Source organism: Streptomyces sp. NPDC096339 (assembly GCF_044762985.1).
Classification (GTDB): Bacteria; Actinomycetota; Actinomycetes; order Streptomycetales; family Streptomycetaceae; genus Streptomyces.
In genome coordinates this window covers 669,094-683,542 of sequence record NZ_JBIWFI010000002.1, presented here as the reverse complement: position 1 = coordinate 683,542, position 14,449 = coordinate 669,094, and the positions used below count along the sequence as shown (strand labels likewise).

General features: G+C 73.2%; 9 protein-coding genes. 4 read left to right on the top strand and 5 right to left on the bottom strand.

Going from position 1 to position 14,449, the window contains the following annotated elements:
- Positions 1-380 precede the first annotated feature (380 nt).
- Complete coding sequence (locus ACIQ5Y_RS06555; protein WP_403875643.1) at positions 381-917, bottom strand: MarR family winged helix-turn-helix transcriptional regulator; 537 nt, start codon at positions 915-917, stop codon at positions 381-383.
- Positions 918-1,041: 124 nt separating this feature from the next.
- Between ACIQ5Y_RS06555 and ACIQ5Y_RS06550 the strand changes: the two genes are divergently transcribed.
- On the top strand, positions 1,042-2,364 hold the full coding sequence (locus tag ACIQ5Y_RS06550) for an MFS transporter (RefSeq protein ID WP_403875711.1): 1,323 nt from the start codon (positions 1,042-1,044) through the stop codon (positions 2,362-2,364).
- 61 nt (positions 2,365-2,425) lie between these two features.
- Here the strand turns inward: ACIQ5Y_RS06550 and ACIQ5Y_RS06545 are convergent, their stop codons facing one another.
- Both ACIQ5Y_RS06545 and ACIQ5Y_RS06540 read right to left on the bottom strand, forming a co-directional pair.
- On the bottom strand, positions 2,426-4,207 hold the full coding sequence (locus tag ACIQ5Y_RS06545; RefSeq protein ID WP_403875708.1) for a SpoIIE family protein phosphatase: 1,782 nt from the start codon (positions 4,205-4,207) through the stop codon (positions 2,426-2,428).
- A 140-nt stretch (positions 4,208-4,347) separates the two neighbouring features.
- Positions 4,348-5,766, bottom strand: a complete 1,419-nt coding sequence (locus ACIQ5Y_RS06540) for an NAD(P)/FAD-dependent oxidoreductase (RefSeq protein WP_403875640.1) — start codon at positions 5,764-5,766, stop codon at positions 4,348-4,350.
- 340 nt (positions 5,767-6,106) lie between these two features.
- Here ACIQ5Y_RS06540 and ACIQ5Y_RS06535 point away from each other — a divergent pair, with 340 nt between their 5' ends.
- Positions 6,107-6,898, top strand: coding sequence for a TetR/AcrR family transcriptional regulator (locus tag ACIQ5Y_RS06535; RefSeq protein WP_403875637.1), 792 nt, complete (start codon positions 6,107-6,109; stop codon positions 6,896-6,898).
- 188 nt (positions 6,899-7,086) lie between these two features.
- Positions 7,087-9,069, top strand: coding sequence for a sigma-70 family RNA polymerase sigma factor (locus ACIQ5Y_RS06530; protein WP_403875634.1), 1,983 nt, complete (start codon positions 7,087-7,089; stop codon positions 9,067-9,069).
- Here ACIQ5Y_RS06530 and ACIQ5Y_RS06525 read toward each other — a convergent pair.
- Both ACIQ5Y_RS06525 and ACIQ5Y_RS06520 read right to left on the bottom strand, forming a co-directional pair.
- The gene (locus ACIQ5Y_RS06525) at positions 9,056-12,268 is read right to left on the bottom strand and encodes an ATP-binding protein (protein WP_403875631.1); all 3,213 of its coding nucleotides are present in this window, start codon (positions 12,266-12,268) and stop codon (positions 9,056-9,058) included. The two genes, ACIQ5Y_RS06530 and ACIQ5Y_RS06525, sit on opposite strands and share 14 nt — an antisense overlap.
- Positions 12,269-12,498: 230 nt before the next feature.
- Positions 12,499-13,005 carry a MarR family winged helix-turn-helix transcriptional regulator gene (locus tag ACIQ5Y_RS06520; protein ID WP_403875628.1) on the bottom strand — a complete coding sequence of 169 codons (507 nt, stop codon included), beginning with the start codon at positions 13,003-13,005 and terminating at the stop codon, positions 12,499-12,501.
- Between the two features lie 144 nt (positions 13,006-13,149).
- Between ACIQ5Y_RS06520 and ACIQ5Y_RS06515 the strand changes: the two genes are divergently transcribed.
- Positions 13,150-14,439 (top strand): MFS transporter, encoded by a 1,290-nt coding sequence (locus ACIQ5Y_RS06515; protein ID WP_403875625.1) that lies wholly within the window; start codon positions 13,150-13,152, stop codon positions 14,437-14,439.
- Positions 14,440-14,449: the final 10 nt, after the last annotated feature.

Below are 14,449 nucleotides of genomic sequence, written 5' to 3'. Positions count from 1 at the left end.
TTGATTTTTGGCACGCTGTTGAGTTCTCAAGGAACGGACGCTTCCTTTGTACTCACCCTCTCGGGCTTTCCTCCGGGCTTTCGTTCTGCTGTCTTGCGTTTCCGACTCTATCAGACTCTTTCGGGCCTGACTCCCAGTCAGCGGGTTTTGCCTTCCGGGCTGTTGGGCCCTTCCGACTCCCAGAACTCTAGTGGATTTCCCAGGCGATTCATAATCGGCCTTCGGAAATTCATTCGGGCATGCCGAATACGTTCCCGGTGGGAGATCGTGCAGAGTTGGGTGCCGCAACGAGGCGGCGGGATTCGTTGACACCAAAACCTTCCGGCTCTGGGGCAACTCGAAGAACCTTACGGACCCGCAGGGGCCGTGTCAACCCCGGCTCAGCTGGGCGACTGGAGGTCCTCCACACGGTCCAGCAGCCGGGTGAGCATGTCGCCCAGGACCCCGCGTTCCGCCGTGGAGAGGTCCTGGAGGAGGTCCTCCTCGAACACCGTGGCCGCGCGCATCGCGTCGAGCCACTTGCTGCGGCCTTCGTCCGTGAGTTCCACGATCACGCGGACGCGGTTGGACTCGTCCCGCTCGCGGGTGACCAGACCCTCCGCCGTCATGCGGTCGATCCGATGGGTCATCGCCGCCGGCGTGAGACCCAGCTGCTTGGCCAGCTCGCTCGGGCCCATGCGGTAGGGCGCGCCGGAGAGGACGAGGGCCTTGAGGACCTCCCACTCCGCGTTGCTGATGCCCAGGGCCGCCGTCTGGCGTCCGTACGCGACGTTCATGCGGCGGTTCAGGCGGCTGAGCGCCGATACGACCTTCTCGACCTGGGGGTCGAGGTCCTGGAACTCGCGCTGGTAGACGGCGATCTGCTCGTCGAGGCTCGGCTCGTGGACGGGCGTGGTGCCGTCGGGGGTGTCACCCATGCGTCGAAGTATCGCACGAGCTCGTTGGCGTCTAACTCCTTCGATGTGTAGAGTTAAGGATTGAAGTTTAGGTATGAAGTCTTTCGGTCTTCAGTTACAAGGCAGGTGAGAAGTGACCAAGGTGATGGGCGCTGCGATGCGGCGGATCCAGGCCGGGAACGCGTTGACCGCGTTCGGCATCGGCTTCACGGTTCCGTACCTCTACATCTATGTGGCGCAGGTGCGAGGTCTGGGTTCCATGGCCGCCACGAGTGCGTTCGTGGCGTTCGCCTTGGGAGCTCTGCTCGCGCTGCCCTTCACCGGCCGGGCAATCGACCGACGTGGTCCCGTCCCCGTGGTCATGGCCGCCGCCGCGGCCGCCTCGGTGGGTGCGATCTCGCTCGGGCTGTCCACTGGCATCGTGCCCATCCTGCTGTCGGCCCTGGCGCTCGGTGCCGGGCAGGCCGTGATGCAGCCGGCGCTGGCCACCATGATCGTGTGGTGCTCGACGCCGGCCACCCGGACGCGGTCCTTCGCGCTGCAGTTCTTCATGCAGAACCTGGGGCTCGGGATCGGCGGTCTCATCGGCGGTCTCATCGTCGACAAGGACCGGCCCGGCAGCTTCATCCTGCTGTTCGGCATCGAGGCCGTGATGTTCCTGGTGCTGGCCGGGGTCATCGCCACCGTGCGGATGCCTCAGGCGCCGGGCTTCAAGGACGCCCGGCCGAAGGCCCCGGCGCAGGGTGGCGGCGGCTGGAAGCGGATGCTCCGGCACAAGGCCATGATGCAGCTGTGCCTGCTGGGCTTCGTCCTCTTCTTCGCCTGCTACGGACAGTTCGAGTCGGGTCTGGCCGCCTTCGGTACCGAGGCCGCCGGCATCTCCCCGTCGACGCTCGGGTTCGCGCTGGCGGCCAACACCGGTGCGATCGTGCTCGCGCAGTTCGTGGTGCTCCGGCTGGTCGAGAAGCGGCGGCGGTCCCGGGTGATCGCGCTGGTGGGGCTGATCTGGACCGTCGCGTGGGTCATCGCCGGGTTCTCGGGGCTGGGGCACGGCAGCGCGGTGATGGCCGCGGGCGCTTTCGTCACCACGTACGCGCTCTTCGGCATCGGCGAGGCCATGCTGTCGCCGACCGTCGCGCCGCTGGTGGCCGATCTGGCGCCGGAGGGGTCGGTCGGGCAGTACAACTCGGCCTTCGCGCTGGTCAAGCAGATGGCGCTGGCGCTCGGGCCGCTCGGGGTGCCGCTCGGTGCGGGTGTGCCGATGCTCTACATCGGGATCTTCGTGCTGGTCTCGCTCGGGATCGCCGGGCTGGCGTTGCGGCTCGGCAGGCAGCTGAGCCCGGAGCAGGACAACCCGTCGCTGGTGAGCAAGGTCGTGGCGCAGGGCGGGCCCGCGATCGGCGCCACTGCTGCCGGTGCCGGTGCCGGTGCCGACAAGGTCGCCGGTTCGGAGGTAGCGCGCGTGTAGGCGTGCCTGTGGATGTGTGAAGGCCCCGGTCCTCGTGGACCGGGGCCTTTCGCCTGTCCGGCTACTTGTCCGGCAGGGCGAACTCGCACCAGACGGCCTTGCCGCCGCCCGGAGTGCGGCGGGAGCCCCAGGCGGAGGCGATGGTGGCGACGATGGAGATGCCCCGGCCCGTCTCGTCGGCCGGTTCGGCGCGGCGGCGGCGCGGGAGGTGGTCGTCCCCGTCGGTGACCTCGATGATCAGGCGGCGGTCGGTACGGCGCAGGCGCAGGCGCATGGGCGGGGTGCCGTGCTGGAGGGAGTTCGCGACGAGTTCGCTGGCCGCGAGGACACCGAGGTCGCACAGCTCCACCGGGAAGCGCCAGGAGGCGAGGACCCCCTGGGCGAAGGCGCGGGCGCGCGGGGCCGCCTCGACGCCGCCGAGGAGTTCCAGGACGGCGTTGTGGAAGAGCTCGGCGTCGGGGCCGGTGCGGGCGGGTTGCTGGAGGACCATCACGGCGACGTCGTCGTCGTGGTCCGCGTCCACGCCGAGGGCGCGCATCAGGCGGTCGCAGATGACGGCGGGGGTGCCCTGGGCGCCGGAGAGGGCCCGTTCCAGGGCGGCGACGCCCTCGTCGATGTCCTCGCCTCGGCGTTCGACCAGGCCGTCGGTGTAGAGGACGGCGGTGGAACCCGGGCCGAGCGGGATGGTGCCCGAGCTGTGCAGCCAGCCGCCGGTGCCGAGCGGCGGGCCGGTGGGGTCGGCGGCTCTGCGTACGGTGCCGTCCTCGTCCCGGACCAGGATCGGGAGGTGGCCGGCCGAGGCGTACGCGAGCAGGCCCTCGTTGGGGTCGTGGACGGCGTAGACGCAGGTGGCGATCTGGCTGGCGTCGATCTCGGCGGCGAGGCCGTCGAGCAGCTGGAGGACCTCGTGGGGCGGGAGGTCGAGGCGGGCGTACGCGCGGACGGCCGTGCGGAGCTGGCCCATGACGGCGGCGGCCCGGACGCCCCGGCCCATCACGTCGCCGATGACGAGGGCGGTGCGGCCGGCGCCCAGGGTGATGACGTCGTACCAGTCGCCGCCGACGGCCGCCTCCGTGCCGCCGGGCTGGTAGGTGGCGGCGACGCGCAGGTCGTCGGGCTGCTCCAGCTCCTGCGGGAGGAGGGAGCGCTGGAGGGTGACGGCGGCCTCGCGCTGGCGCCGCTCGCTGGCGCGCAGCCGCTCGACGGCTTCGGCGTGGTCGGTGACGTCGGCGAGGTGGATCAGGACGCCTGTGTGGGCCTCCGCCTCGCCGCCGCTCTCGGCCTTGGGGAAGTCGACCGGGGTGCAGGTGACGGTGTACGTGCTGGTGCCGCCGGGCGCCGTGCGGTTCTTGGCGGTACGGGGCTTGCCGCTGCGCTGGACCTGGTCGAGGAGCGGGAGGAGGCCGAGCTCGCCCAGCTCGGGGAGGGCCTCGTGGGCGGGGGCTCCCGGGATGCGGGTGCCGAAACCGGCGGTGTAGGCGTCGTTGACGTACGCGACGTGGTGCTCGGGGCCGTGGACGAGGGCGACGAGGGCCGGGAGCCGGCCGATGACCTCGCGCACGGACAGCTCGTCGAGCGAGGGCACCACGGCGGGGACGCCCGTACGCCGGCCCGGGGTGGTGCCGCTGCCGGTGCCGGAGACCGTGGGGTCGGCGGGGCCGCCGTCCGCCGCGGTGGGCGCGGATCGGTCGGTTCCGGGGTCGGCTCGGCCGCCGCGGGCGGCCGGGACCGAACCTTCACCCCTCTTGGCCTGGGCGGCGGCCTGAGCGGCGGCGTGTTCGGTCCGCGCGGCGGCGCGGCGCTGCGTTCCGGGAAACCGGGCGCTCCAGCGCGTGAAGTTCACTGCGTTCAAGCCTCGTGGTGTCGCAAGTGGTCGCTGTGTCGCTCGTCGGGTGGTCGGTCGCTGGCTGGACGTTGTCACTCTGTGCAGGTGTGAGCCCACCTATGGTCACACGTCCAGTGTGGCCGACCGCACTGACAACGTCAGCTCTGGCTGTCCTTCGGGGGGTTGGGAGCGGACTTCGGGGGTGGCTCCTTGGGACCACCGCCCGCGGCCAGTTCGAATTCTGCCCTGGGGTGTTCTAGCGAACCCAGGGAGACGATCTCGCGCTTGAAGAGGCCGGAGAGGGTCCATTCGGCGAGGACGCGCATTTTCCGGTTGAAGGTGGGGACGCGGCTGAGGTGGTACGTGCGGTGCATGAGCCAGGCCGGGTAGCCCTTGAGCTTGCGGCCGTAGACGTGGGCGACGCCCTTGTGGAGGCCCAGGGAGGCGACGGAGCCGACGTACTTGTGGGCGTACTCGGTGAGGACCTCGTCGCGGAGGGCGGCGATCAGGTTGTCGGCGAGGACCTTGGCCTGGCGGACCGCGTGCTGGGCGTTGGGGGCGCATTCGCGGCCGGGTTCGGGCGCGGTGATGTCGGGGACGGCGGCGGCGTCGCCGGCCGCCCAGGCGTGCTCGACCCCCTCGACGGTGAGGAAGGAGGTGCAGGCCAGCCGGCCGCGTTCGTTCTTGGGCAGGTCGGTGGCGGCGAGGATCGGGTGCGGTTTGACGCCCGCAGTCCATACGACGGTGCGGGTGGGGAAGCGGGCGCCGTCGCTGAGGACGGCTACGCGGTTCTCGCAGGATTCGAGCCTGGTCTCCAGGCGCAGGTCGATGTTGCGGCGGCGCAGTTCGCGGATGGTGTAGACGCCCATGTCGGGACCGACCTCGGGCAGGATGCGGTCGCTGGCCTCGACCAGCACCCACTTCATGTCCTCGGGCTTGATGTTGTGGTAGTACCGCGCCGCGTAGCGGGCCATGTCCTCCAGTTCCGCGAGGGCTTCGACGCCCGCGTAGCCGCCGCCGACGAACACGAAGGTGAGGGCGGCGTCGCGGAGGGCGGGGTCGCGGGTGGAGGAGGCGATGTCCATCTGTTCGATGACGTGGTTGCGCAGGCCGATGGCTTCTTCGACGGTCTTGAAGCCGATGGCGTAGTCGGCGAGTCCCGGGATGGGCAGGGTGCGGGAGATCGAGCCGGGTGCGAGGACGAGTTCGTCGTACTCCATCTCGATCGGGCCGGTCCCCTCGTCCTCGGTGGCGAGGGTGGCGACGGTCGCCGTGCGCTTGGCGTGGTCGATGTGGCGGGCCTCGCCGATGACGATGCGGCATTGCGTGAGGACGCGGCGCAGCGGGACGACGACGTGGCGCGGGGAGATCGAGCCGGCGGCCGCCTCGGGGAGGAAGGGCTGGTACGTCATGTAGGGCTCGGGGGTGACCACCGTGACCTCGGCTTCGCCGGATCTCAGCTTTCTCTGGAGCCGGAGCGCCGTGTACATGCCTACGTAGCCGCCGCCGACGATCAGGATGCGCGTGCGGGGCGGGGTACCGGGGGCCGTGCCCCGCGAGTTAGCAGCCTTCACCATCCCATGACGCAACGTGGCCGGGAGTTTGTCCACAGCCCCGACAAATTGTGTGACCGGTGGCGGCATCGGGTTGGGGCCGAACCGGACCTTGGGCGGGGGTGGAACTCCGCAGGTCAGGTGGTGCGGAATGGCAGATTCCGGGAGTGTGCGGGGAAAAAGTGAGGGTGAATGCTCCGATCGGGCGGTGCTCCGTCCGGGGCTGCCTCTTCTGAATTGACTCTGGCTCAACTATGTTCGTATCTCGTCGAGTGAGTAGGACCGGGCCCGAGACCGTGGCCCACCTCGACGCGAAGGCGGGGAGTGTCTCCGGGGGGAGACAAATGATTACCGGGGGATACATATGAACATTTCCGATTTCCATGGTTCTGCGACCGCGCTTTCGGTCGAGAACAGCAACGGCCGCGCGCTCGCGAATGGGGCCACCACGCACGGGGTGGGCCGTTCCACTCCGCTGCGCGTCGACGCCCAGCGGAACCTGGAGCACGTGCTGCGGGCGGCCCGTGAGGTCTTCGGCGAGCTGGGGTACGGGGCTCCGATGGAGGACGTGGCGCGGCGTGCGCGCGTGGGTGTCGGCACCGTGTACCGGCGCTTCCCGAGCAAGGACGTGCTGGTCCGGCGGATAGCCGAGGAGGAGACCGCCCGGCTTACGGAGCAGGCTCGGACGGCGCTGGGTCAGGAGGAGGAGCCGTGGCAGGCGCTCTCCCGCTTCCTGCGCACCTCCGTGGCCTCGGGCGCCGGGCGGCTGCTGCCGCCGCAGGTGCTGCGGGTCGGCTCGGCGAGCGAGGACGGGGCCGAGGAGGCCGAGGCGGCGCGGGTTCCGCACCAGCGGCAGGCGGCCGAGACGGCCGGGGCCGCCGGTGCGGCTCCGGAGGCTCGGATCGTGGCCGCACGCATCGCGGCCGAGGACGAGCCCTCGGACGACGCGGGCGCGGGTGCACTGCTGGAGGTCGTCGGACAGCTCGTGGAGCGTGCCCGGGAGGCCGGTGAGCTGCGCGGTGACGTCACCGTGGCCGATGTGCTGCTGGTGATAGCGACGGCGGCGCCCGCGCTGCCCGACCCGGCGCAGCAGGCGGCGGCCTCGACCCGGCTCCTCGACATCCTGCTCGAAGGGCTGCGCTCCCGGACCGCCTGAGGGCCTGAGTCACTGCTTCACCGACCGCCGCGGCGGGACTTCCGGGCCGGCGTCCGCGGGGTTTCGTCACCGGGCAGCTGAAATGTGCCCGGATGGGTGGATGGTGTGCAGACGGGTCCGGCGCGCGCCCCCCGTGTGACACGCTTTATCGGTGTACCGGTTGAGTGTGTCGTTCGGGGGCGTCCGAAATGAGCGTTGACGGGCGGGAAGAGTCGCTCGGCGCCGGAGGCGACGTCGCGGCGGGCGGTCTGGCGGCAGGCGGTCTGCCCGCGCGACAGGTACCGGCCCAGCGCGAACCCCTCGGGTCCGGGGCCGAACTCCCGCCGTCCGACGGTGACTTGATCGCCCGGATGCGAGGCGGTGACGACGGTGCCTACGAGGAACTGTTCCGTCGTCACGCCGATGCCGTACGACGCTACGCACGGACCTGCTGCCGGGACGGGCACACGGCCGACGACCTCACCGCCGAGGTGTTCGCTCGGACGCTGCAAGCGGTGCGGGGCGGGGCGGGGCCGGACCAGTCGGTGCGGGCCTATCTGCTGACCACCGTGCGCAGGGTGGCTGCCGCCTGGGCGAAGACCGCCAAGCGGGAACAACTCGTCGAGGACTTCGCCGTCTTCGCCGAGCAGGCCGCGACCGGTACAGGTACCGAGGGTGGCGCCGGGTTGTCGGGGCTGTCCGGTGACGACACGCTCGAACTGGGCGCGGACGTACGGGCGATGCACGAAGCCGAGCAGTCCTTGGCCATGCAGGCTTTCCGGAGCCTGCCGGAGCGGTGGCAGGCCGTGCTGTGGCACACCACCGTCGAGGAGGCTTCGCCGAGCGCGATCGCGCCGCTGTTCGGGCTGAGCGCGAACGCGACCGCGGTGCTGGCCAGTCGGGCGCGGGAGGGGCTCAAGCAGGCGTACCTGCAGGCCCATGTGAGTTCGGCGCTGAGCGAGGGCGGCGACTGCGCACGGTACGCGGACCGGCTGGGCGCCTATGCGCGCGGCGGGTTGCGGATGCGGGCGGAGCGGGGGCTGCGCAAGCACCTGGAGGAGTGCGCGAAGTGCCGGCTGGCGGCCGGTGAGCTCAAGGACGTCAACGCGGGCATTCCCGCGCTGCTTCCGGTGGCGGTCATCGGGTGGTTCGCCGCCGGGTACGCCGCCAAGGCCGCCGGGGTGGTGGCCGGCGGGGCCGTCGCCGCGGGCGGGGCCGGGGCCGCGGCGGCCGCCGTCAGCGGGTCGACCGCCGGGGCCGGGGCTGCCGCCGGGACCGGGGCTGGGGCTGGGGCTGCGGGTGTCGCCGGGGCGGGTGGTGCCGGGGCCGGGGCTGCCGGTGGTGGCGGGTCGGGGGCCGGTGGGGCTCTGGCGTCCGAGGGGCTCGGGCTGCCCGCCAAGGCCGCCATCGCCGCCGGGATAGCGGTGGCCGCGGCCGCCGGGGTGGTGTTCGCGCTGACCGGGGACGATGCCGAGCCCCAGGCCCAGGCGAAGCCTGCGCCGAGCGTCGCGGCTCCGGCCGTACCGGACTCGCCCGCGCCGCCGTCGCCTTCGGCGGAGCCGAGCCCGCCCGTGGACGAGCCGCCCGCGCGTGGGCCCGTACCGCCGCAGCCGGGTCCGAAGCCGACGCCGACGGCTCCGGATGCCGTCGTTCCGGCGCCGAGCCCTGCCGCGCCCGCGTCCCCCTCGCCTTCGCCGAGCCGGGAGCGGCCTTCGCCGACGCCGCCTCCGAGCAAGCCCCCGGCTCCGCCGAAGCCTGGGGGATTCGCGTTGGCGCGGCTCGACTACGCCGTTTACGGGGACCACACGGGCCCGGAGTTGCAGCTCCGGCACAGCAGCTGGGTGTGGCAGCGCTCGGGGCTGTCCGTGGGCGGCCGGCGGTTCGAGCACGGGATCACCGTGAACTCCCACTCCTCGGTGCAGATCACGCTGAACCGTCAGTGCACGACCTTCTCGGCCCAGGTCGGGGTGGACGACTTGTCGGTGCCGACCAACGGCGAGGTGCGGTTCTCCGTGTACGGCGACGGGCAACGGCTGTGGCAGTCCCGCGCCCTCGGGCACGAGGACCCGCCCGCCTCCGTGAACGTCTCGCTGGCGGGCCGCTCCTCGCTGCGGCTGGTGGTGGAGCGGGCCGGTCCGGGCCGGCTGCCGACGCTCGCCGGCTGGGCCGACGCCGTGATCAGCTGCCGGTGAGCGTCGTGACGAGGGCGCCCGGGGAAAGGGCCGCGCCGGCGGCCTCCTCCCGCGCGTAGCGGTCCGCGCCGAGCACGGCGAGGACGCGGGCCGGGAGCCCTGCCACGGCGGCCTCCTCGGGAACCGAGCGCGGATGGCCCGCACGCCAAGCGGTGGCCGCGGCGAAGGCGTGGACGGCCTCGGCCGGCCGGCCGGCGTCGGCGAGCATCACGGCCGCGGCTTCCGCCATCCCGGCCACGAACCGCTCGGCGCAGTAGGCGTCGACCGCTGCGGCGAAAGCGGGGCCGATCACCGTCAGGCCCGCCTCTGGGCCGTGGTCGTGGGCGGTGAGAACGGCCTCGACGGTGTCCAGCCCGGCGGTGAACTGTGCGGGCACCTGGATCCGCGCGGCCTCGGACCGGGCCCGCTCGCACTCGGTCCACGCGCGGGCGGTGTCGCCGCGCTGGATGGCGAGCAGGGCCGAGAGGAGCCGGGCGAAGCTGCTGACGTCGTACACCCCGCCGTGCCGGTCGGCCTCGGCGTCGGCCTCCGCCAGGAGTCTCGTCGCGTCGTCGAAGTCCCCGACGCAGTAGGCGGTCTCCGCGATTCGGGCGATGGCGAAGGGTGCCTCGACGTGGGCACCGACCTCGCGGGCGAGGCGCAGGCACTCCTCGTACTCGGCGCGCGCGGTGTCGTACCGGCCTCGCGAGATGGCGGCCTCGCCGGCGGCGCTGGCCACCTGGGCCCGGATCCAGCGGTCGCCGACGCGGCCGGCTATCTCGTGCAGTTCCGCGAGGTCGGCGTCGACGCCGGGCAGGCCGCCGGTGACGTCGATGGACACGTGGGTGCGGAGCATGAGGGTGATGCCGAGTTCCCAGTCACCGCCGTGACGGCGGCAGTTGGCGACGGACTCGTCGAGGATCGAGTGGAACTCCAGGGCGTCCCCGGTGAGGAAGACGGTCGCCGGCCAGAGCATTCCGGGGAAGGTGGTGGCCTCGGGTGAATCGCCGCTCCGGAAGGCCTCCCTGATGCGCTCGGCGAGGGCCCGGTACTCGGGGGTGCGGAACCTCTCGCCGCCGCTGCTCTCGGCGACCAGGAACATGCCGAGGACCTGCAGGCGCATGAAGGACCAGTACGCGGGCGAGCCCTCGGGCGGGTCCGCGGGGGTGATGGCGAGCGCCAGCGCCGTCCACTCGGAGCCTTCCGTGCGGTAGTTGCGCAGCCACCAGAACCAGCCGAGGGCCAGGACGAGTCGCTGCGCCGCGTAGGGGTCGGGGTCCTCGACGGCCGTGGTGTGGAGGGCGGCGCGGAGGTTGTCGAGCTCGGTCTCGGTGCGCCGGATCCAGGGGAGCTGGGCGCCGGAGCGGATCAGGGGTTCGGCTTCCTCGGCGAAGGCGAGGAAGTGGGCGGCGTGCCGGCGGGCGGCGGCGCGGGTGTCGTCGGGGTGGGCGGCGGCGCGCTCGGTGGCGTACTCGTGGATGGTTTCGAGCATGCGGTAGCGCATCCCGGGGCCGGCGGCATCCGGTTCCGCCAGGACGAGGGACTTGTCGACGAGGGAGCCGAGCACGTCCGCGGCCTCGAACGGGAGGTCCGCGCAGACGGCTTCCGCCGCGGCGAGGTCCCAGCCGCCGGCGAAGACGGAGAGCCTTCGCAGCACCGCGCGCTCGGGCTCGTCCAGCAGCTCCCAGGACCAGTCGACTACGGCCAGCAGCGTCTGCTGGCGGGGCAGGACCGTGCGGGCTCCGCTGGTCAGGAGGCGGAACCGGTCGTCGAGGCGGTCGGCGATCTGGCGTGGGGTGAGCAGCCGCAGGCGGGCGGCCGCGAGTTCGATGGCGAGCGGAAGGCCGTCGAGGCGGGTGCAGATCTCGGCGACGGCGGCCGGGTCCTCGTCGGCGCGGAACCCGGGGCGGGACGATGCGCCGCGCTCCGCGAAGAGGCGGTGGGCGTGGTCGGGCGGCAGGGGCTCGACGGGCCGGAGGGTCTCGCCGGGTACGCCGAGGGGTTCGCGGCTGGTGGCGAGGATCCGTACGCCGGGGCAGTGGGTGAGGAGGAGTTCGGCGAGTTCGGCGGCGGCGCCGATGACGTGCTCGCAGTTGTCGAGGACGAGGAGGAGGCTGCGGTGCGCGCAGTGCTCGACGAGCTGGGTGGACGGGTCCGCGGCGGCGGCCGTGCTGTCCCGGGCGACCAGGGAGTTCTCGCGCAGGCCTAGGGCGCTGAGCACGGCGCCGGGGACGGCGGCGGGATGGTCGAGCCGGGCGAGTTCGACGATCCAGCCGGCCTCGGGGTGGGCTGCGGCCGCGTGCTCGGCGAGGCGGGTCTTCCCGGAACCGCCGGGGCCGGTGAGGGTGACGAGCCGGAGGTGGGCCAGGTCCTGGCGCAGGGCGGCCAGTTCGGGTTCGCGGCCGACGAAGGAGGTGAGGCGGGGCCGCAGATTGCCGCGGGGCCGCGGCCGCACGGGCTCGGGCACGGGCTCGGGCTCGGGGCGGTGCGGCCGGAGGAGTTCCGCGTGCAGGGCCGTGAGTTCGGGGCCCGGGTCGGCGCCGAGCGCGTCGGCCAGGGTGCGGCGGGTGTCCTCGTACACCGCGAGGGCGTCGGCGGGACGTCCAGCGGCGCGGAGCGCGCGCAGGTGCTGCCCGCGGAGCGTTTCGTCGTACGGGTGCTCCTCGATCAGCGCCTCGATGTCCGGCAGGAGCCCGGCGGGGGCGGTGCCCCCGCTGCGCAGGTCGGCCTCGATGCGCGAGCGCAGTACGCCGACCCGGCGGGCCTCGGCCGCGGTTGCATGGGCGGTGCGGGCGGGCTCGGGGAGGTCTGCGAGGGCCGATCCGCGCCAGAGTCCGAGGGCGGTGCGCAGGGTGCGGGCGGCGGCGGCCGGGTCGTCGGCCAGCTCTTGGCCGCCCTGGGCTGCCAGTCGCGTGAAGCGGTGCAGGTCGACGTCGTCGCGGGAGACCGCCAGCCGGTAGCCGCCGGCGGGGTCGTAGGTGATGGTGTCCCGGCCGCCGAGGGCGCGGCGGAGCCGGGCGACGAGGGCCTGGAGGGCGGCGGGTGCGTCCTCGGGCGGGGCGTCGCCCCAGACGTCGTCGACGAGGTCGGCGACGGAGGCGTGGCGGCCGGCGCGCAGGGCGAGGGCGGCGAGGAGTGCGCGCAGGCGGGCGCCGCCGATGGGGAGGGGGGCGCCGGTCTCGTCACGCGCCTCGGTGACGCCAAGGATTCGATACCGCACCCGCCAATTCTGCCGTCCCCCGCGGGGGACGGCATCGGCTTTCGGGGCCGGAGCCGGGACCGGGACCCGGCCCGGGTCCCGGTCCCGGTCCCGGGCCGGCCCCGGCGGCCTGCCGGGCGGGCGGGGCGGGCGGGGCGGGCGGGGCGGGTGGTGGCGCGCCGGGGCCTCCGCGCGGACCGTACCCGCCGCGCCGCCGGGGTCGGGCGCGCGGTGTGGCGCCCGCGAGCGGCTCAGGTGATGGACGTGTCGCCGTTGGCTTCGAGGAGGGTGCGCAGGGCGCCCGCGACCGCGGTGCAGGTGGCCGGGTCCAGTGGGGCGAGGAGTTCGGCGTAATGGCGCAGGTGGTCGGCCATCAGCGCCTCGGTGATCTTCAGGCTGTGCTCCGTCAGCCGGATCCGGACCGAGCGGCGGTCCTGGCCGTCGCGGACCCGCTCGACCAGGCCCTTGGCCTCCATGCGGTCGATGCGGTTGGTGATCGCGCCCGAGGTCACCATGGCGGCGGGGATGAGGGCGCCGGCGGTCAGCGCGTACGGGGGGCCCGAGCGGCGGAGGGTGAAGAGGATGTCGACCTCGCCCACCTCCAGGTCGCGTTCGGCGGCGAAGGCCTTGAGCTGCTTGTCGATGATCCGGTTCATGCGCTGGATGCGGGCCAGGACCTCGACGGCCCACAGGCCCTCCGTGAGGTCGGGGCGCTCCGTCACCCACTGACCGACGATCGCGTCCACTGCGTCGCTCATCTCGCGTCCTCGTTTCGGTTCTGCACTCGCCGCGCCGCCACCCAGAATATCTCAACGTTGAGACACTTGACGTTGAGAGGAGTGGGGTGATTTTATCTCAACGTTGAGATTCTGAACCTTGAGATGGATCGGAGCGGGCCACCAATGAGCACGACCGCGACCACGAACACGACCACCGCGGCAGAGACCACCGCCGCAGCCCCCGCCGCGGCAGCGACCACCGCGGCAGCGACCACCGCGGCGGCAACCACCACGGGCAGGACCGGCGGCACCGTCCCGGTGTTCTGGCTGGCCCTCCTCGCCACCCCGGTGGCCGCCGGCGCCAACGCACCCGTCCTGATCCTTCCCGACATGGCCCGCTCCCTCGGGGTGGCCACCTCCACCGCAGCCTGGCTCGTCACCTCCTTCGCCTGGGCCATGGCCGTCGGCACCCCCCTGCTGGCCGGGCTGCTCCGCCGCCGCGGCCTGCGCCCGGCCCTCCGGCTGAGCGGCGCCCTCCTGCTCCTCGGCACCCTCCTCGTCGCCGCCTCCCCCTGGCTGCCCCTGGCCCTTCCGGGGCGGGCGGCGCAGGCGGCGGGCGGGGCTGGCCTCGTCGCGGTCGCGATGAGCCTGGCGGGTTCGGCCCGCCGCATGGGCGTCATCAGCGCGGGGTTCGGGATGCTCGGGGCGGCCGGTCCGCTCCTCGGCGCCCAGCTCGCGCAGGCGGTCTCGTGGCGGCTCTCGCTCTCGATATCGGTCGTCGCGATCCTCGCGGTCCCGGTGGTGAGCCGTTACGCGACGGGGCCGGCACCCGCCCAGGGCCGCTTCGACGGCCGCGGGGCCGCGCTCCTGACCGCGCTGGCCACGGCCCTGGTCCTGCTGCCGCGCTTCCCCGTCGCCGCCCTGGGCTCCGCGGCCGCGGCCGCGCTCGTCCTCGCCCTGCACGTGCGGCGCCGCCCCGACGGCTTCGTGCCGCTCACCCTGCTGCGGAGGCCGGTCTTCCTCGGCTCGGCGCTGCTGGCCCTGGTCCTGTCGAGCTCGTACTTCACCCTCCTGTTCGCGGTACCGCGGCTGCTCTCCGACCGGGCCGGCTGGGACCGCGGCGCGGCCGGGGCCGGGCAGCTCGTGGCCCTGCTGACCGGGTCGGCGCTGTCGTGGCTGCTGGCCGCCGCCTCGGTGCGCATGAGCCGGACGGCCGTACGCACGACGCTGGCCGGCATCGGCACGCTGGCCGTGGTGACCGCGGTGTGCGCCGACCGGGGGCCGCTGCTGCTGACCGCCACCCTGTGCGCCGTGTTCGCCGCCACCGGGGCCAACGCCGTCCTGTCGATGCACGCCGCCTCGGCCGCCCCCGAGAGCCGGCGCCCCACGGCCATCGGCCTGTTCGCCCTCTGCTACCAGCTCGGCGGCGCCTTCGGGCCGGCTGTCGCGACCGCCCTGGTGCTCGGGGCCTGACCCCCGAAGC